Origin of the sequence: Marinobacter profundi, from assembly GCF_002744715.1 — a bacterium.
GTDB lineage: Bacteria > Pseudomonadota > Gammaproteobacteria > Pseudomonadales > Oleiphilaceae > Marinobacter > Marinobacter profundi.
On record NZ_KZ319371.1, the window covers coordinates 174,681 to 192,368 of the forward strand.

18 protein-coding genes are annotated in these 17,688 nt (G+C 60.6%); 5 read left to right on the top strand and 13 right to left on the bottom strand.

The window, feature by feature from the left end:
• The first annotated feature begins 21 nt into the window (after nt 1-21).
• The 3 genes from CLH61_RS11120 to ygfZ are packed head-to-tail and all read left to right on the top strand — an operon-like array spanning nt 22 to nt 1,747.
• Complete coding sequence (locus tag CLH61_RS11120; protein ID WP_099614807.1) at nt 22-276, top strand: FAD assembly factor SdhE; 255 nt, start codon at nt 22-24, stop codon at nt 274-276.
• Nucleotides 260-736, top strand: a complete 477-nt coding sequence (locus CLH61_RS11125) for a hypothetical protein (protein WP_099614808.1) — start codon at nt 260-262, stop codon at nt 734-736. The genes CLH61_RS11120 and CLH61_RS11125 overlap by 17 nt, the downstream gene beginning before the upstream one ends.
• Nucleotides 737-778: 42 nt before the next feature.
• On the top strand, nt 779-1,747 hold the full coding sequence (gene ygfZ, locus CLH61_RS11130) for a CAF17-like 4Fe-4S cluster assembly/insertion protein YgfZ (protein WP_099614809.1): 969 nt from the start codon (nt 779-781) through the stop codon (nt 1,745-1,747).
• Here the strand turns inward: ygfZ and ung are convergent.
• The 13 genes from ung to ffh all read right to left on the bottom strand — a co-directional run bounded on the left by ung (nt 1,726) and on the right by ffh (nt 15,348).
• Nucleotides 1,726-2,466, bottom strand: coding sequence for a uracil-DNA glycosylase (gene ung / locus CLH61_RS11135; protein ID WP_099614810.1), 741 nt, complete (start codon nt 2,464-2,466; stop codon nt 1,726-1,728). The two genes, ygfZ and ung, sit on opposite strands and share 22 nt — an antisense overlap.
• A gap of 3 nt (nt 2,467-2,469) precedes the next feature.
• Nucleotides 2,470-4,023, bottom strand: a complete 1,554-nt coding sequence (lysS, locus tag CLH61_RS11140; protein ID WP_099614811.1) for a lysine--tRNA ligase — start codon at nt 4,021-4,023, stop codon at nt 2,470-2,472.
• A gap of 68 nt (nt 4,024-4,091) precedes the next feature.
• Nucleotides 4,092-5,187, bottom strand: a protein-coding gene (gene prfB / locus CLH61_RS11145; protein ID WP_099614812.1) for a peptide chain release factor 2 whose coding sequence is annotated in 2 segments (ribosomal slippage) — nt 4,092-5,114 and nt 5,116-5,187 — 1,095 coding nt in all. Because the reading frame shifts where the segments join, the coding sequence is not laid out codon by codon here.
• Between the two features lie 111 nt (nt 5,188-5,298).
• Nucleotides 5,299-7,029: a single-stranded-DNA-specific exonuclease RecJ gene (recJ, locus tag CLH61_RS11150; RefSeq protein ID WP_099614813.1), complete on the bottom strand. Its 1,731-nt coding sequence runs from the start codon at nt 7,027-7,029 to the stop codon at nt 5,299-5,301.
• 6 nt (nt 7,030-7,035) lie between these two features.
• The gene (gene thrC / locus CLH61_RS11155; RefSeq protein ID WP_099614814.1) at nt 7,036-8,436 is read right to left on the bottom strand and encodes a threonine synthase; all 1,401 of its coding nucleotides are present in this window, start codon (nt 8,434-8,436) and stop codon (nt 7,036-7,038) included.
• A gap of 12 nt (nt 8,437-8,448) precedes the next feature.
• Nucleotides 8,449-9,750 (bottom strand): homoserine dehydrogenase, encoded by a 1,302-nt coding sequence (locus tag CLH61_RS11160; RefSeq protein WP_099614815.1) that lies wholly within the window; start codon nt 9,748-9,750, stop codon nt 8,449-8,451.
• A gap of 99 nt (nt 9,751-9,849) precedes the next feature.
• On the bottom strand, nt 9,850-10,596 hold the full coding sequence (locus CLH61_RS11165; protein WP_099614816.1) for a DsbC family protein: 747 nt from the start codon (nt 10,594-10,596) through the stop codon (nt 9,850-9,852).
• A 149-nt stretch (nt 10,597-10,745) separates the two neighbouring features.
• Nucleotides 10,746-11,678: a site-specific tyrosine recombinase XerD gene (gene xerD / locus CLH61_RS11170; protein WP_211289104.1), complete on the bottom strand. Its 933-nt coding sequence runs from the start codon at nt 11,676-11,678 to the stop codon at nt 10,746-10,748.
• Nucleotides 11,679-11,860: 182 nt separating this feature from the next.
• Entirely contained in the window at nt 11,861-12,217 is a 357-nt protein-coding gene (gene rplS, locus CLH61_RS11175; RefSeq protein WP_099614817.1) for a 50S ribosomal protein L19, read from the bottom strand.
• 25 nt (nt 12,218-12,242) lie between these two features.
• The gene (trmD, locus tag CLH61_RS11180; RefSeq protein WP_099614818.1) at nt 12,243-13,001 is read right to left on the bottom strand and encodes a tRNA (guanosine(37)-N1)-methyltransferase TrmD; all 759 of its coding nucleotides are present in this window, start codon (nt 12,999-13,001) and stop codon (nt 12,243-12,245) included.
• Nucleotides 13,002-13,004: 3 nt separating this feature from the next.
• The gene (gene rimM / locus CLH61_RS11185) at nt 13,005-13,532 is read right to left on the bottom strand and encodes a ribosome maturation factor RimM (protein ID WP_099614819.1); all 528 of its coding nucleotides are present in this window, start codon (nt 13,530-13,532) and stop codon (nt 13,005-13,007) included.
• A gap of 27 nt (nt 13,533-13,559) precedes the next feature.
• A complete protein-coding gene (gene rpsP / locus CLH61_RS11190; protein WP_099614820.1) occupies nt 13,560-13,799 on the bottom strand; it encodes a 30S ribosomal protein S16 in 240 nt (79 codons plus the stop codon).
• A 163-nt stretch (nt 13,800-13,962) separates the two neighbouring features.
• A complete protein-coding gene (gene ffh / locus CLH61_RS11195) occupies nt 13,963-15,348 on the bottom strand; it encodes a signal recognition particle protein (RefSeq protein WP_099614821.1) in 1,386 nt (461 codons plus the stop codon).
• A gap of 168 nt (nt 15,349-15,516) precedes the next feature.
• Here ffh and CLH61_RS11200 point away from each other — a divergent pair, with 168 nt between their 5' ends.
• Nucleotides 15,517-16,323, top strand: a complete 807-nt coding sequence (locus tag CLH61_RS11200) for a cytochrome C assembly family protein (protein WP_099614822.1) — start codon at nt 15,517-15,519, stop codon at nt 16,321-16,323.
• 79 nt (nt 16,324-16,402) lie between these two features.
• A complete protein-coding gene (locus CLH61_RS11205; protein ID WP_099614823.1) occupies nt 16,403-17,683 on the top strand; it encodes an HlyC/CorC family transporter in 1,281 nt (426 codons plus the stop codon).
• The last annotated feature ends 5 nt before the right edge of the window (nt 17,684-17,688 follow it).

Consider the following 17,688-nt stretch of genomic DNA (forward strand, 5'->3'; position numbering starts at 1 on the left):
TTCACTCAAGCGAGACCGCCGATGTCTGACAATACCGAATTCAAACGCCTCTGGTGGCATAGCCGCCGCGGCATGCTGGAACTGGACGTACTGCTGGTTCCCTTCCTGGAAGAAGCCTACCTTGACCTGCCGGAAGAGGATCAGGCCCGCTACCGCAAGCTGCTGAGCTGCGAAGACACCGACATGTTCGAATGGTTCATGCAGCGGAGCCGCCCGGAAGATCCGGACCTGCAGCGCATCGTTGATATCATTCTCCAGCGTGTCCAGCCGGATTGATGTCCGCCTGGCGCCGTCACTCAGTGCCGGCGCCCTGGCCAGCCTGCCCTGGCTGGCACTACTGACGTTTACAGCCCTCGCCGGGCTGCTCACGCTGCCGGCGCTGCTGTTCTGCCTTCCGCTGATCGTCGCCGGCGTTATCTGGCAGGCCCGCACCAGCGGTTTGTTGCGGGGCCGGCGTGCCATCACCGGGCTGCAGGTCGAGGACGACCAACTGTTTGCCGTAACCGCGTCAGGCACGCCCCTGGCCGCACGGATTGCCCCGGAAAGCCGTATTACCGCTCGCCTTGCGCTGTTGAAAGTCTCCACCAATGACACCATATCCCGGTCACGACTGGTCATCCTGGTGGATGCCGGTCCATACTGCTGCAACGTCCGCGGGGAGGATTTCCGCCGCCTCAGAGCCTGGATCCGGTTATCCGGCTCCGCGGCTACCGGTGGCAACCCGCAACGGTCCTGAACCCGGCGGGCGCACCATCCGAACCATAACCTGGGAGTTTCCATGAGCCAGTCTGCCAGCACCCAAGCCCACAAGCCCCTGCCCCGGCCGGCGGCAATTTCCCTGACCGATCGGGCGGTTATCCGGGTGTCCGGAGCCCAGGCCGATACCTTTCTCCAGGGCCAGTTCAGCCAGAACCTGGCGGACGTGACCGAAGCCTTCTCCCCCAGAGCCGCAGCCTGCAACCCGAAAGGCAGGGCCTACTGCCTGACCCGCCTGGTCCGCGATGGCGAGGATGTCCTGCTCAACCTGCCCGTTGAAAGCGCGGACGCGATCACCGGACACCTGCGCAAATACCTGATGCTGTTCCGCGGCACCACCATGGCCGTCGAAGAGTCAGCCCGGATTACCGGTTTGCTGGGCGACGAGATCGCCGACCGCCTGTACCCGGCGGCCGCGCAACAACTGCTCCGCCCCGGCGACAGTGTCAAGACGGCATCCGGCCACCTGATTCGCACTGAGAGCACGGCCGACGGACTGGCCCGCTACGAGTTCTGGCAAACCCGCCGCAGCGATAGCAGTCCACTGGACACGGCGACCGGTGGCAGTCTTGCCGACTGGTATGGCAGTGAAATTGCGGCTGGCGTGGCTCGCCTTACGCTGGCCAGCCATGACGCCTACGTTCCACAAATGCTCAACTGGCAGCACGTCGGCGGCATTCACTTCAAGAAAGGCTGCTACACCGGCCAGGAGGTGATCGCGCGCATGCATTTCCTTGGCCAGCTGAAGAAAAGCCTGTTCCGACTGACCGCCAGCCCACTCGCCGAAGTTCCCGAGTCGGGGCAGGCAATTCTGGCTGGTGACCGGGCCGTGGGCGAGGTGATCAATGCCGTTGGCTATGACGATGGCAGTGTGGAATTGCTGGCAGTGCTGCGTCACGATGCAGCAAACCAGGCCCTGACCGTGGACGGCATGGGCGCGGTCGCGCTTGCTCCGCTGCCGTTACCCTATCAGGTACCCGAGCGGGAATAACGGGCCAGCAGCTCGGCCCGGGTGGGCAGTGCCCAGTCCACCGGCATCCTCCCCTGCCCGGTCAGCCATTGGTTGGCCCGGGAGAAATGGCGACAGCCGAAGAAACCACGGTAGGCACTGAGTGGTGACGGATGCGGGCCTTCAAGAACCAGGTGACGGCTGCGATCGATCATTCCGGCTTTCTTGCGGGCATGGCTGCCCCACAGCAGGAACACCACGCCATCCCGCTGCCCGTTAACGGTCGTGATGACCTTGTCGGTAAAGGTTTCCCAGCCCAGCCCCTGGTGGGCGCCGGCCTTGCCCTGCTCTACCGTAAGCACCGTATTCAACAGCAGGACGCCCTGCTCCGCCCAGGGCTGCAGGCAGCCGTGATCCGGCGCCGGAATGGCGAGATCACTCTCGATTTCCTTGAAGATATTGACCAGGGAGGGTGGTGGCGGAACGTCGGTGCGAACCGAAAAACACAGGCCGTGGGCCTGGCCGGGACCATGGTAGGGGTCCTGCCCCAAAATCACCACCGCCACCCGATCCAGGGGCGTGCTGTTCAGGGCATTGAAACAGTGCTGACGCGGCGGGAACAGCGTCTTGCCTGCCTGCTCCTCCGCCGCCAGGAACTCTGCCAGCGTCCGCATGTAGGGCTGGCGGAACTCCCCGGCAAGGTACTCGGACCAGCCCCGGCCGGGCCGGAGCTGGTTTGCCAGGACCTCAGCCGGGTGCATGGCTTACTGCGTTCCTTCCTGGTCGTCCGCGGCCTTCTGGTGCTCGGCCTTGTGTTCCGGCCGCATGTGCGGGAACAGGATAACGTCACGGATGGACGGCGAGTTGGTCAGCAGCATGGCCAGACGGTCAATACCAATACCCTCGCCGGCCGTGGGCGGCAAGCCATACTCCAGCGCCATCACGTAGTCGTCGTCGTAGAACATGGCCTCGTCATCACCAGCATCCTTTTCCGCCACCTGGGCACGGAAGCGCTCAGCCTGGTCCTCGGCGTCGTTCAGCTCGGAGAAACCGTTGGCGATTTCGCGGCCGCCAATGAAGAACTCGAAACGCTCGGTGACAAACGGATCGCTGTCCTTGCAGCGGGCCAGCGGCGAGACTTCCTTCGGATAGTCGGTAATAAAGGTCGGCTGGACCAGCAGGTGCTCGGCGGTAGCCTCGAAGATTTCGGTAAGCACCTTACCCAGTCCCGAGGTGTCCTTGAGCTTGATGCCCAGGCGCTCGGCAACGTGCCGTGCACTGACCTCATCACCCAGCTGACCGGCCTGGATATCCGGATTGTGACGGAGGATGGCATCCACCACCGTCATCCGGTCGAACGGCTTGCCGAAGTCATACTCGACCGTCTCCACCTCACCGCCAGGCAGCTCGCGGGTGTTGACCACGGTGGTGGTACCGAGCACTTCCTGAGTCATCCGGCGCAGCATGTCCTCGGTGAGGTCCATCAGGTCGTTATAATCCGCATACGCCTGGTAGAACTCCACCATGGTGAATTCGGGGTTGTGCCGGGTGGAAAGCCCCTCGTTACGGAAGTTACGGTTAATCTCGAACACCCGCTCAAAGCCGCCCACCACCAGACGCTTGAGGAACAGTTCCGGCGCAATCCGCAGGTACATATCAATACCCAGGGCATTATGGTGGGTGACGAACGGGCGTGCGGTTGCGCCGCCCGGAATCACCTGCAGCATCGGGGTTTCCACTTCCATGAAGCCACGTTCGGCGAAGTAGTTACGCATGCTGTTGATCAGCCGGGTACGGGTCTGGAACACCTTGCGGGTGTCCTCGTTGACCATCAGGTCGACATAGCGGTGGCGGTAGCGCGCCTCCATGTCCGTCAGGCCCTTGTGCTTCTCCGGCAGCGGTCGCAGCGACTTGGTCAGCAGCACATACTCGTCCATGTTGACGTACAGGTCGCCCTTGCCGGACCGGGACAGGGTGCCGCGAACACCGATGATGTCACCGAGATCCCAGTGGCGGGTTTCTTTCTGGACATCCTTGGAGGCATAGACCTGGATCCGGCCGGTCATGTCCTGAACCACCTTGAACGCCTTGCGGTCGAGCATCATGCGACCGGCAATGGCCACCCGGATGCCCATGGACTCCAGCTCTTCCTTGCTCTTGTCAGCGTATTTTTCCTGCAACTCTGCAGCGGTGCTGTCCCGACGGAAGTCATTGGGAAACGGATTGCCCTGCTCGCGCATCTCCGCCAGTTTGGCGCGGCGCTCGGCAATCAGCTTGTTGTCCTCGTGCTGGGCGACGTTATGGGTTTGTTCGGTCATGATATCTCACTAAAAGTGTCGGATTCAGATTCGGTCCGGGGTAATCAGTCCGGGGCCTTTGCCGGTCATCACAGGGCCATTTTCAGGCTGGCTTCGATGAACTTGTCGATGTCGCCGTCCAGTACCGCCTGGGTATTGCTGGTTTCCACTTTGGTGCGCAGATCCTTGACGCGGCTGTCGTCCAGCACGTAAGAACGGATCTGGCTACCCCAGCCAATGTCAGACTTTGCATCTTCCTGCTTCTGCTTTTCGGCGTTGCGCTTCTGCATCTCCAGCTCGAAAAGCTTGGCCTTCAGCTGCTTCATTGCCTGGTCTTTGTTCTGGTGCTGACTACGACCGGCCTGACAGGCCACTACGATGCCGGTCGGATTGTGGGTCAGCCGCACCGCCGACTCGGTCCGGTTAACGTGCTGACCACCGGCGCCGGAGGCACGGTAGACGTCCACCCGCAGGTCGGCCGGATTGATTTCGATTTCAAAGCTGTCGTCTACTTCCGGAGACACAAACACCGACGAGAATGAAGTATGGCGACGGTTACCGGAATCGAACGGCGACTTGCGCACCAGACGGTGGACACCGGTTTCGGTGCGCAGCCAGCCATAGGCGTAATCGCCCTGGATATGGATGGTAGCGCTCTTGATGCCGGCCACTTCGCCTTCCTGCAGTTCGACGATCTCGGTCTTGAACCCGCGACGCTCGGCCCAGCGCAGATACATCCGCAGCAGCATATTGGCCCAGTCCTGGGCTTCGGTACCGCCGGAGCCTGCCTGGATATCCAGGTAAGCACTGTTGGCGTCCATCTCGCCGGAGAACATGCGGCGGAACTCGAGTTTTTCCAGCTCGCCGTCCAGGCCCTCGAGGTCGGCGGCGATCTCGTCAACCGTGCCTTCGTCGTCTTCTTCGACGGCGATGTCGAGCAGACCCTCGGCATCTTCCAGGCCGGAGGTCAGGTTATTGATGGTCTTGACGATGAGCTCAAGGTCGGCACGCTCCTTGCCCAGGGCCTGGGCGCGGTCCGGGTCGTCCCACACCTTGGGGTCTTCCAGCTCCCGCTCTACCTCGACCAGCCGCTCACTGCGCAGATCGTAGTCAAAGATACCCCCTAAGCGCATCGGTGCGCTCACGAAGCTCTTTAATCTTCGTCACAATGGGATTGATTTCCATGAAACCGTCACTCGCTTGCAAAAAATGGATGCGATGAAAACAAGACGCGAAATTCTACCGGAATTCCGGTGGCAAATCAGCCGGGGTTATCCGAAATAACCCCGGCCAGGGTCAGGCCGGTTCCAGGTAGTCGATCAGCAACTGCAGGTTGGTGCGCCCGCGAAAGGTATTGGCATCGGGCTTGTAGACCACCCGGGCCCCGGTGCGGGTATAGTCAGGCACTTCTGCGCCGGTATTGAACGCGATGCCGTCAATGATGTCGCCACCGTCCAGCGGCTGAAGGACCAGCTTGAGATGGCTCTCGCCGACAATCCGCTGGCGAATCACCCGGAACTCGCCATCAAACAGCGGCTCCGGGAAATGCTGACCCCACGGGCCGGCGCGCCGCAGCAACAATGCGGTTTCAAGCCGCAACTCATCGGCACTCAACGGGCCATCTGTGGTAATGGCCGCCTCCAGGTCCTCCGCCCGGAGACTGTCCCGCACTGCCCGGTCGAAGGCCTCGCTGAAAACGCCGAGATCACCACGACTGATGGTCATACCCGCCGCCATGGCGTGTCCACCGTACTTCTTCAGCAGGCCGGGATGACGGGCATCCACCACTGCCAGCACATCGCGGATATGCAGCCCCGGAATGGAACGGGCCGAGCCCTTGATCTCCTGGCCATCTTCGCCGGGAGCGAAGGCAATGGTCGGGCGATGGGTCTGTTCGCGGATTCGCGCGGCCAGTATACCGATCACCCCCTGGTGCCAGTCCTCGTCAAACAGCGCCAGCCCCCAGGGCAGCCCCTCGGTGTCCAGTGACATTGAAGCCAGCAGGTCCTGGGCCTGGGCTTTCATGTCCTTTTCGATACTGCGACGTTCACGGTTGAAGGTGTCCAGCTCCCTGGCCAGGCGCATGGCCTCGTCACCACTGTCCGCCAGCAGGCAGGCAATCCCGATACTCATGTCGTCCAGCCGGCCGGCGGCATTGAGCCGCGGCCCGACCACAAAGCCCAGATCAGTCGAGCTGATCTCCCGGTAATCCCGTCCGGCCACTTCCAGCAAGGCCAGGATACCGGGGCGCGCCTCACCCTGCCGGATCCGGCGCAGGCCCTGTTCCACAAAAATCCGGTTGTTGTGATCCAGCGGCACGACGTCTGCCACGGTTCCCAGTGCCACCAGATCCAGCAGGGTACCGAGGTTGGGCTGGGGCTCCGGCAACAGCCCCTGCTCCCGCAAATGCTTGCGCAGCGCGGTCAGGACATAGAACATCACCCCGACACCGGCGGCATTCTTGCTCAGGAAGGGACACCCGGGCTGGTTGGGGTTCACGATGGCATCGGCATCCGGAAGCACCTCGCCGGCCAGGTGATGGTCGGTAACCACCACTTTGATACCAAGATCCCGCGCAGTCCGCACCCCTTCCACTGCAGCAATGCCGTTGTCCACGGTCACCATCAGGTCGGGCAACTCCCCTTCCTGTTGCAAACGGTGAATGATGCCGGGGGTCAGGCCATAGCCATCGGCAAACCGGCTCGGCACCCGAAAATCGATATTCCGCACGCCCAGCATGGCCAGACCGAGCACGGCGACCGCGGTACTGGTTGCACCATCGGCATCAAAATCCCCCAGCACCAGGACACGCTGACGCTGAACGATGGCATCGGTGAGCAAACGGACCGCCTGGTCGATCCCGCGCAGATCCATCGGGGACGCCAGGTGTTTGAGGGTATAGCTCAGCTGCTCGTCCGAGGTCACGCCACGGGCGGCGTAGAGCCGGCGGAGAATCGGAGGCAGGTTTTGCCCCCATTCCGGACCCGTGTCCGGAATGGGGCGACGCAGGATCTTTTTCGGTGTCATACCGGATCAGGCGTTTTTCCAGTGCCCGGCGATAAACTCCTGCACTGCGGTCACGTCGTTATCAAGCACGGTATAGCGCTCTTCGCGTTCGAACAGGTCGGCCATGTGCGCCGGCAACTGCGGCTTGATGCTGAGCCCGGCGGCTGCGATGGCATCGGGGAACTTGGCCGGGTGGGCAGTACCCAGGGTGATCATCGGCACCGCCGGATCACGACGGCAGTTGCGGGCGGCACGTACGCCGATAGCCGTATGGGGATCCAGCAGGTATTCGTTCTGTTCGTAAACCTCGCGAATGGTATCGCAGGTGGTCCGGTCATCCACCGCATCGCTGTCGAACAGCTTGCGGGCGTGTTTCCAGCGGTAGTCGGCAATACTGACCGGCCCCTTGGCGGCATTCTCCAGCAACTCCCTGACCGCCGCACCATCGCGGCCGTGGAGGTCGAACAGCAGGCGTTCGAAGTTGCTCGACACCATGATATCCATACTGGGCGACAGGGTATGCTCAAGCTTGTGCTGCTCGTACTTGTTGCCGCTCATGAAGCGATGGAGGATATCGTTGCGATTGGTGGCAATGACCAACTGGGAAACGGGCAGCCCCATCTTGCGGGCCAGGTAGCCGGCAAAAATGTCACCAAAGTTACCGGTGGGCACCGAGAACGCCATGCTGCGATCCGGACCACCCAGCGCCAGCGACGCCTGGAAGTAGTATACAATCTGGGCCATGATTCGCGCCCAGTTGATGGAGTTCACCGCCGCCAGCTGGGTTTTACCCCCAAGGAACGACTGGTTGCCGAAGCTCTCCTTGACCATCCGCTGACAGTCATCAAAGTTGCCCCGCACCGCGATGTTATGGATGTTGTCGCCCTGGACAGTGGTCATCTGGCGACGCTGAACTTCCGACACCCGCTCGTAGGGATGCAGGATGAAAATGTCCACATGCTCGCACCGGCGGCAACCCTCAATGGCTGCGGACCCGGTATCCCCGGAGGTAGCACCCATGATCACCACGTGCTGGTCGCGGGCGGCCAGCACATAATCCAGCAGCCGGCCCAGCAGCTGCAGGGCAAAATCCTTGAACGCCAGGGTCGGGCCGCGGAACAGCTCCATCACCCACTCATTGGTATCGAGCTGAACCAGCGGAGCAACTGCCTTGTGGGCAAACACACCGTAGGTTTCGTCCAGCATCTTGCGGAAATCGTGCTCCGGAATGGCCCCTTCGACGAACGGGTACATCACGTTGAACGCGAGCTCGCTGTAGGACAGGCCGCGCCAGCCGCGGATTTCTTCGAGGCTGAAGTGGGGCAGCGATTCCGGTACATAGAGCCCGCCATCAGGGGCCAGGCCCGTCAGCAGAACGTCTTCAAAGCCCAGGGCCGGAGCTTCGCCCCGTGTACTGATGTATCTCACCTTGCGATCCTGTCAGTTAAAGTTTTCGGCGCGGATGCGAACAACCTGACCGTCGATATCGGCCAGGGCTTCCAGTTCTTCGATAGCACGGTTCACCTGGCGCTCCTGCACGGTATGGGTCAGGATGATCACCGGGATGCGGCCGTCCTTCAGTTCGGATTCTTTCTGCATGATGGATTCGATGTTGATGCCATGTTCACTGAGAATCGAAGCCACTTTTGCCAGCACGCCCGGACGATCCAGGGCCTGGATGCGCAGGTAGTAGGCTGACTGGATATCCTCCATCGGCAATACCGGCAGATCCTCCAGCGCGGCAGCTTCAAAGCCGAGATAAGGCACCCGCTGGCTGCTGCCGCTGGCAACGGTGCGGGCAACGTCGACGATGTCGGCGATAACCGCCGAGGCGGTCGCCTCATCACCGGCGCCCGGGCCGTAATACATGGTCTGGCCAACGGCATCGCCGTCCACCAGAACCGCATTGAGCACACCATCCACCTGGGCGATCAGGTGGCTCTGGGGAACCAGGGTGGGATGAACACGCAGCTCGATACCGTCCTCACGGCGACGGGCCACGCCCAGGTGCTTGATCCGGTAACCCAGCAACTCGGCATGGGCGATATCGTAGGGGGTGATCCTGGAAATGCCCTCGGTATAGGCTTTCTCGAACTGCAACGGCACACCGAACCCCGCAGAAGCCAGGATGGTGAGCTTGTGGGCGGCGTCGATACCTTCGACGTCAAAGGTCGGATCGGCCTCGGCATAACCCAGGGCCTGGGCCTCTTTCAAAACTTCGCTGAATTCACGGCCGGCGCGCATCTCGGTCAGGATGTAGTTACCGGTACCGTTGATGATACCGGCAATCCAGTCGATGCGATTGGCAGCCATGCCCTCACGGACGGCCTTGATGACCGGGATACCGCCGGCGACACCCGCCTCATAGGCAACGATGACACCGGCAGCCTCGGCAGCTTCAAAGATTTCGTTACCATGAACGGCGATCAGCGCCTTGTTTGCGGTCACCACATGCTTGCCGTTGCGGATGGCGGCCAGCACGAGCTCACGGGCAACTTCATAGCCCCCGATCAGCTCCACCACGACATCAATGGCCGGATCGTTGACGACGTCGAAAATGTCGGTACTGAACGGAATATCACCCAGCTCAAGGTCATCACGGCGGGCGCGGCTCGCGAGGCGACCGATCCGGATATTGCAGCCGGCACGGCCCGCAATCAGGCTGGCGTTACGGGTCAGGACATTAAAGGTACCACCACCGACGGTTCCCAGTCCGCAGATTCCGACACTGACGTCTTTCAAACTCTCACCTCTGTAACTGTTGGATAGCTGTATGCGGGCGTTGATTTACGCGCCGCACAGTATACCGGTAAAGGGGCCTGCGAATAAGCCCCGCGGACATCAGAGCAAGCCGAGGCCCTGGGCCAGCTTGTCTGCCGGAACGTAACCGCGCACCATGGCGCCGTCCTCAAGAACGATCGCCGGCGTGCCGGTCACACCGACCTTGTTGCCGAGGTCAAACTGTGCCCGCACCGGATTGTCACAGCTGGCATCGGCGACCTTGCCGCCCTGCTTGGCCACGTCCATGGCCTGTTGCTGATCATCAGCACACCAGACCGACTCATACTTGCGGAACGACGGCGTATTGGGGCCAGACCGGGGGAACGCGTAGTAGTTTACGGTTATCCCCAACTCGTTGAGGCGCGGCACGTCGTCATGCAGCTTGCGGCAATAGGGGCAGTCGATGTCGGTAAACACGGCAATTTCAGCCTTCTGCTCACCCTTGGCAGGGAAGCGGATGACACCTTCCTTGCCAAAATCTGCCATGGTCTTGGCCCTGCGCTCAGAGCGGGCGTTTTCGGTGACATTGGCAATGCCGGTGGGCGTCAGCTCCAGCAGGTCGCCGGTGAGCAGGAAGCGGCCGTCCGCGGTGGTATAAATCATGTCACCACTGTTGCTTTCAACCTCGTAAAGCCCTTCGGCAACGGACTGACGCACGCTGGTAACCTTCAGGCCGGGAATCGACTTCGCCAGCTTCTCCGCTATGGCATCCTCGGTCGCCCCGGCCTGCGCGCCGAATGCAGCCAACAGGCCAAGGCCTGCCAGGGCGGCGCGTACGCCGGTCATGATGCTGAGTTTCTTGGACATAAACCATCCTGCTGTGTGTTGAATATGGCCCGGACCGCGCCGGGCGCAATGGCTGATCTTTTGCGACATTTGCCGACCGGAAAAGTTCAGCGACCAGGGCTGCTCATAGTCCCCTATTCCGGCGCCGGAGACAAACCCGTTACCTCCGGTCAGCCCCGCGGGTGATGAGCCTGGTGCAGTGACTGCAGGCGCTGCCGGGCAACGTGGGTATAAATCTGGGTCGTTGACAGATCCGCATGCCCCAGCAGCATCTGCACAACCCGCAAGTCCGCACCGTGGTTCAGCAGGTGGGTCGCAAACGCATGGCGCAGGGTATGCGGCGACAGATGCTTGCGGATTCCCGCACTGACGGCGTAGTGGCGAATTCGATACCAGAAAGCCTGGCGGGTCATCGCCTCCGCCCGGTTACCGGGAAACAGGGCATCGCTGGGCTTGCCCCGCAACAGCTCCGCCCTGGCTTCTTTGACGTAGCGAAGCAACCAGTCCACCGCCTCTTCCCCCAGCGGCACCAGCCGTTCCTTGTCACCCTTGCCGGTAATCCGCACAACTCCCTGGCGAAGATTGACCTGGTCGATCCGCAAGCCCACCAACTCCGAAACCCGCAAGCCACAGCCGTAGAGAATTTCCAACATGGCCCGGTCCCGCAGCTCGAGGGGGATGGCGGTGTCGGGCTCCGCCAGCAACCGCTCGACATCCTCCTCTGACAGCGTATCCGGCAACCGGCGCGGCAGACGCGGACTGTCAATTCGCAGGGTGGGATCTTCAGCGATCACCCCCTCCCGCAACAGGTAGCGATAGAACCGGCGGATGCCCGACAGGCGCCGCGCGGCCGTGGATGCCTTCTGCCCTTCAGCCAGCCCCCGCGAAATCCAGTTCAGCAGATCCGTGCGCCGGGCAGCGGCCAGCAATGGCCGGCCGGGCTGAACCACCAGCCAGCCCGCCAGCTTTTCCAGATCACTACGGTAGGCCATGCGGGTTTTCTCGCCGAGGCCATCTTCCAGCCAGATCGCATCGCAGAAACGACGGATGACATCCTCATCCGCGGCCCGCAACGGTTGCCTGGCGTTATCAACCGGCCCCATCACCACCTCTCTCGCAACCTGCTCTACCAGAACCTATGCCAGCACCACGCACCCAATCCGCCCCACCTGGCGGGCATAAACAAAAAAGGCAGCCTGTTGAGGCTGCCTTTTTTCGCATTGTCATGCGTACTGCGGTCCGCGCTTCAGGAATCCGCGCAAGATCGATGCCCGAAGGGCAAAGATCAGCCCAGCTTTTCCTTGATGCGGGCTGCCTTACCAGACAGGTCACGCAGGTAGTACAGCTTGGCCTGGCGAACGTCGCCGCGACGCTTGACGCTGATGCTGTCAATCAGCTTGGAGAAGGACTGGAAGGTACGCTCAACACCCACGCCGTAAGAAATCTTACGAACAGTGAAAGAGGAGTTCATACCACGGTTGCGCTTGCCGATAACCACACCCTCGAACGCCTGCAGACGCTCACGGTTGCCTTCGGTAACGCGAACCTGAACAACCACGGTATCACCCGGCGCGAACGCAGGGATTTCCTTGGTCATCTGTTCCGCTTCAATCTGACTGATGATGTTGTTCTTGCCGCTCATCGTAATGCTCCTGATACCCAATCTTTTAATGCCCTGATGATTCAGAGGCACCCGGTTCGTTCAAAATCTCTTCCAGCAGCACACGCTCTTCGTCCGTAAACACCCGCTTCTCCAGCAGGTCGGGGCGTCGCTCCCGGGTTCGCCTCAGCGACTGCTTGAGCCGCCAACGCCGGATCTGATCATGATGACCGCCTAATAAAACATCCGGCACCGCCTGACCTTCATACACTTCGGGCCGGGTGTAGTGCGGACAATCCAGCAAACCGTCGGCAAAGGAATCCTGCTCTGCCGACTGCGCATGACCCAGCGCTCCGGGGATGAGGCGTGTAACCGCATCAATGACAGCCATGGCTGCCAGCTCGCCGCCGGACAACACAAAGTCACCCAGCGACACCTCCCGATCGACTTCTGTGGCGATCAGGCGCTCATCAACACCTTCGTACCGGCCTGCCACCAGAATCAGCCGCTCTGCCGCTGCAAGCGACTCCACGACCGACTGATTCAGCGTTTCACCCTGAGGCGAAAGATAAACTACACAGGCTTTTCCGGGTGCCGCTTCCCGAGCCGCATGGATCGCATCCCGCAGCGGCTGGATTTTCATCAGCATGCCGGGACCGCCGCCATAAGGCCGGTCATCCACCGTACGGTGACGGTCGTGGGTATAATCCCGCGGGTTCCAGCTCCTGAAGGTCAACAGACCGTCACGAACTGCCCTGCCGGTTATCCCGTAATCCGTTACCGCACCGAACATCTCCGGGAACAGACTGACTGCGCCAATCCACACCCGTCAGAACTCCGGATCCCAGTCCACCACCAAACGATTGGCCGCCAGATCCACCTCCCGCACCACCTGGTCCGGAAGATAGGGAATCAGCCGCTCGCGCTGATCAATGGAGGACTCACTGGCCCTGACCACCAGCACATCGTTAGCGCCGGTCTCCACGAGGTGGTGAACGAAGCCAAAGCACTCACCGTCGACCGTAAACACTTCGAGCCCTTCCAGTTGATGCCAGTAGTACTCACCCTCGGGCAGTGCTGGCAACTCCTCGGTCGGGACGCGAATTTCCGCACCGCTATAGGTCAGTGCGACATCACGATCGTCAATACCTTTAAGCCTGACGACGATCCCCTGGCCTTGCCGGCGACCTTCCTCAAGCCTGGCCGGAATACGCTTCCCGTCATGAACCAAAGTCCAGTCACGGTAGTTCAGTATTCCGTCTTTCGGGTCAGTATAGGAGAAGACCTTGAGCCACCCCTTGACCCCAAACACCGAGGTAATCCGGCCAATCACAGTTTCCTGCGGATGCTGTGTCATGCCCCGAACCCCGGTGTCAAAACGTGATTACTCAGCGCCTTTCAGCAGCTGGGCAACGCGATCACTGGTTTGAGCGCCCAGGCCCAGCCAGTAGTTAACGCGATCACGATCAACGCGCAGACGCTCTTCCTGGCCACGGGCGATCGGGTTGAAGAAACCAACGCGCTCGATGAAACGACCGTCGCGGGCCTTGCGGCTGTCAGTGACTGTCAGGTGGTAGAACGGGCGCTTCTTGGAGCCGCCACGAGCCAAACGGATTGTTACCATTTAACCAATATCCTGTTCTGTTGTACGAACTTTGTACGATTCACACCCGCCAGACATTGGCTGGCGTGAAGACCCATACTCGAAAGGGGCGCTATTCTATTCTAAAAAAGCGCCGAAGAAAACAGGGAATCTGAGCGAAAGCCTGTTTTCTGCATACGGCTTTCTACATACGGCCAAACGGGGGCATTCCGCCACCGCCGCCGGGCGGCATCATACCACCAAGACCGCGCATCATATTAGACATGCCGCCTTTTTTGCCGAATTTTTTCATCATCTTCTGCATCTGCTTGTGCTGCTTGAGCAGACGGTTCACGTCCTGAATCTGGGTACCCGACCCGGCAGCGATCCGGCGCTTGCGCGAATTGTTGATGACGTCGGGATAGCGACGCTCCTTGGGAGTCATGGAACAGATGATGGCTTCCATCTGCCCCATCGACTTGTCATTGACCTGCTGCTGGGCGAGCTGCTTCATCTGCCCCATGCCCGGCAACTTGTCGAGCAAGCCACCGATACCACCCATATTCTTCATCTGCTGCAACTGGTCGCGAAAATCCTCCAGATCGAAGCTCTTACCCTTCTTGATCTTGGTGGTGAGCTTCTGTGCCTTCTTCTGGTCCAGCTTGCGCTCTGCCTCCTCGATCAGCGACAGCACGTCGCCCATACCGAGGATCCGCGACGCCACGCGATCCGGGTAGAACGGCTCCAGCGCTTCGGTCTTCTCGCCCACCCCGAGGAACTTGATCGGCTTGCCGGTGATATGGCGCACCGACAACGCGGCACCGCCCCTGGCGTCACCATCGGTCTTGGTCAGCACCACACCGGTCAGCGGCAATGCATCGTTGAACGCCTTGGCGGTGTTGGCGGCGTCCTGCCCGGTCATGGCATCGACCACGAACAGGGTTTCCACCGGCTTGACCGCCTGGTGCAAACGGCCAATCTCGCCCATCATCTGCTGATCGACATGCAGGCGACCGGCGGTATCGAGAATCACCACATCAATGTGCTTCTTGCGCGCCGCGTCAATCGCCCCCTCGGCAATAGCAACCGGATCCTGATCTGCGGAACTGGGATGGAACACCACCCCCACTTCGCTCGCCAGGGTTTCCAGCTGCTTGATGGCGGCCGGACGGTAGATGTCCGCACTGACCACCATCACCGATTTCTTCTGCCGTTCCTTGAGCAGCCGGGCAAGCTTGGCCACGGTCGTGGTCTTACCAGCACCTTGCAGACCGGCCATCATGATCACCGCCGGGGGCTGAACCGCCAGGTTGAGGGACTGATTACCCTCGCCCATCACCCGCTCCAGCTCCTGCTGGACGACCTTCACGAACACCTGGCCCGGAGTCAGGCTGCGCTGAACCTCCTGGCCCACCGCGCGCTGCCGGACACCTTCGATAAAGTCTTTGACCACCGGAAGCGCAACGTCGGCCTCCAGCAGGGCCATGCGCACTTCGCGCAGGGTGTCCTTGATGTTGTCATCGGTAAGCCGCGCCTGACCTGAGATCTTGCGCAGGCTGCCGGAGAGTCGTTCTTGCAGGTTCTCGAACATGTTGGTCTTCCGTACCCCGAATATTTTGGGTGCATGAAACAGGGAACCGGTTGATTCCGGTTGCACAATCGCGACATTATAACCAGACTATCGCCCTGAAACGACCAACCCGGTCAAATCGGTTAATAACCGTCTGTTTTTTCTGCCCAGCAAGTCAAAAAGGATGCCATGGGAACGCTCATTCTTGCGGTTACCACCCTCTTTCTTTACAGCGTCGGGACCTGCCTGCAAGCCCTTCGCTTTCGGGGACGGGTCCAGACGAGCGTTGCAGTCACCACCCTCATCGGCCTCCTGGCACTGACCAGCCACGGCCTGCTGCTCTGGCAACTGGTTTACCAGGACGGCGCGTTCAACCTGGGCTTCTTCCAGATCTCAGTACTGATTTCCTGGCTGGTGGTCCTGCTACTGCTTGCACTGAACCTGCGCAAACCGCTGCAGAATCTGATTCTTGCCATCTACCCGATTGCCGGGCTCAGTATTGTCACAGCCCTGATCACCCATACCCCGGCGCGGTTCATTCCGGACAGCAGTTTCGGCCTGCTTTCCCACATCACCCTGTCGATCACCGCCTACAGCCTGTTCACCCTGGCAGCAGCCCAGGCGGTGTTGCTGTACATCCAGAACCGTCAGCTCAAACACAACTACAACAGCCTGCTGGTGCGCAACCTGCCCCCGTTACAGACCATGGAGTCGGTGCTGTTCGAACTGGTCTGGGCCGGCGTGGTGTTGCTGGTGCTGGCCGTCATTACCGGCGCGCTGTTCGTCGACGACCTGTTTGCCCAGGACCTGGCCCACAAAACCGTTTTCTCCCTGTTGTCCCTGGCCGTCTTTGTCGCCCTGCTGATCGGCCGCTATACCCGCGGCTGGCGCGGCATAACCGCCAGCCGCTGGACTCTGGCAGGGTGCGCCCTGCTCATGCTGGCGTTCTATGGCAGCAAATTTGTACTCGAGCTGATCTTCCAACGCGGCGGCTGAGTCAGGGCAGCGGCACTTGACAGTGCCGGCCCCCACCTCTTATTTTCCTGACTTACCCGCAACATAAGGACACCCCTTCTTGAACGAGACATCGCTTACTGCGCTGTTCGCAACCCTCGTCGGCCTGATTCTGCTCTCCGCATTTTTCTCCAGCTCAGAAACCGGCATGATGTCTCTGAACCGGTACCGTCTGAAACACATGGCCAAAACCGGCCACAAAGGTGCCAGACGAGCGCAGAACCTGCTGGAGCGCACCGACCAGTTAATTGGCGTGATCCTGATTGGCAACAACTTCGTCAACATCCTGGCTTCATCGATCGCCACGGTTATTGCCATCAGAGTATGGGGCGATGCCGGGATCGCCATTGCCACCGTGCTGCTGACCATCGTGATCCTGATTTTTGCCGAGGTGACCCCGAAAACGCTCGCGGCACTGTTTCCGGAAAAAATTGCCTTTCCCGCCAGCCACATCCTTGGCCCGATGATCAAGATCCTTTATCCCCTGGTGTGGGCGGTCAATCTGTTTACCGGAGCTATCCTGAAGATTCTGCGGGTATCCGCCAAGGATGCCACGGCCGACCACCTCAGCCGCGAGGAACTGCGAACACTGGTCAATGAAGCCGGCGCACTGATTCCCACCAAGCACAAGGATATGCTGGTAAGCATCCTCGACCTGGAAATGGTCACCGTCAATGACATCATGGTGCCCCGCAATGAAGTGGTTGGCATCGATCTCGACGACGACCTGGACACCATCCTTCGCCAGCTTCGCAGCAGCCAGCACACCCGGCTCCCGGTCTATAAGGGCGACATCAACAACATCCAGGGCGTTATGCACCTGCGCAACAGCTCCAAGCTGCTGATGCAGGAGGAAACCAACAAGGCGGCGCTGATGCAACTGTGCCAGGAGCCTTACTTCATCCCGGAAAGCACCCCTCTGAATACCCAGCTGATCAACTTCCAGAAATCCCGGCGCCGCTTCGGCATCGTGGTGGATGAGTATGGCGACGTCCTTGGCCTTGCCACCCTGGAGGACATCCTGGAGGAAATCGTTGGCGAGTTCACCACCGACTACGCGGCCACCAGCCCGGACATCATTCCCCAGGACGACGGCACTTTTATTGTCGATGGCGCCGCCGCACTGCGAACAATCAACAAATCCCTCGGCTGGAAGCTGCCCACCGACGGACCGAAGACCCTAAATGGCCTGATCACCGAAACCCTGGAAAGCATCCCGGAAACCAACGTCTGCCTGAAGGTAAAGGGGCACCGGATCGAAGTCCTGCAAATCAAGGACAACGTGGTCAAGGCCGCCATTGTTCACCCCCTGAAACGGAAAAAGCGCAAAACCGGGGCCTGACCCCT

Coding starts and splice junctions, on each gene's coding strand:
- CLH61_RS11120 (WP_099614807.1), top strand. CDS start 22: ATGTCTGACAATACCGAATTCAAACGCCTCTGGTGGCATAGCCGCCGC.
- ygfZ (WP_099614809.1), top strand. CDS start 779: ATGAGCCAGTCTGCCAGCACCCAAGCCCACAAGCCCCTGCCCCGGCCG.
- ung (WP_099614810.1), bottom strand. CDS start 2,466: ATGCACCCGGCTGAGGTCCTGGCAAACCAGCTCCGGCCCGGCCGGGGC.
- lysS (WP_099614811.1), bottom strand. CDS start 4,023: ATGACCGAACAAACCCATAACGTCGCCCAGCACGAGGACAACAAGCTG.
- recJ (WP_099614813.1), bottom strand. CDS start 7,029: ATGACACCGAAAAAGATCCTGCGTCGCCCCATTCCGGACACGGGTCCG.
- CLH61_RS11165 (WP_099614816.1), bottom strand. CDS start 10,596: ATGTCCAAGAAACTCAGCATCATGACCGGCGTACGCGCCGCCCTGGCA.
- xerD (WP_211289104.1), bottom strand. CDS start 11,678: ATGGGGCCGGTTGATAACGCCAGGCAACCGTTGCGGGCCGCGGATGAG.
- rplS (WP_099614817.1), bottom strand. CDS start 12,217: ATGAGCGGCAAGAACAACATCATCAGTCAGATTGAAGCGGAACAGATG.
- rimM (WP_099614819.1), bottom strand. CDS start 13,532: ATGACACAGCATCCGCAGGAAACTGTGATTGGCCGGATTACCTCGGTG.
- rpsP (WP_099614820.1), bottom strand. CDS start 13,799: ATGGTAACAATCCGTTTGGCTCGTGGCGGCTCCAAGAAGCGCCCGTTC.
- ffh (WP_099614821.1), bottom strand. CDS start 15,348: ATGTTCGAGAACCTGCAAGAACGACTCTCCGGCAGCCTGCGCAAGATC.
- CLH61_RS11200 (WP_099614822.1), top strand. CDS start 15,517: ATGGGAACGCTCATTCTTGCGGTTACCACCCTCTTTCTTTACAGCGTC.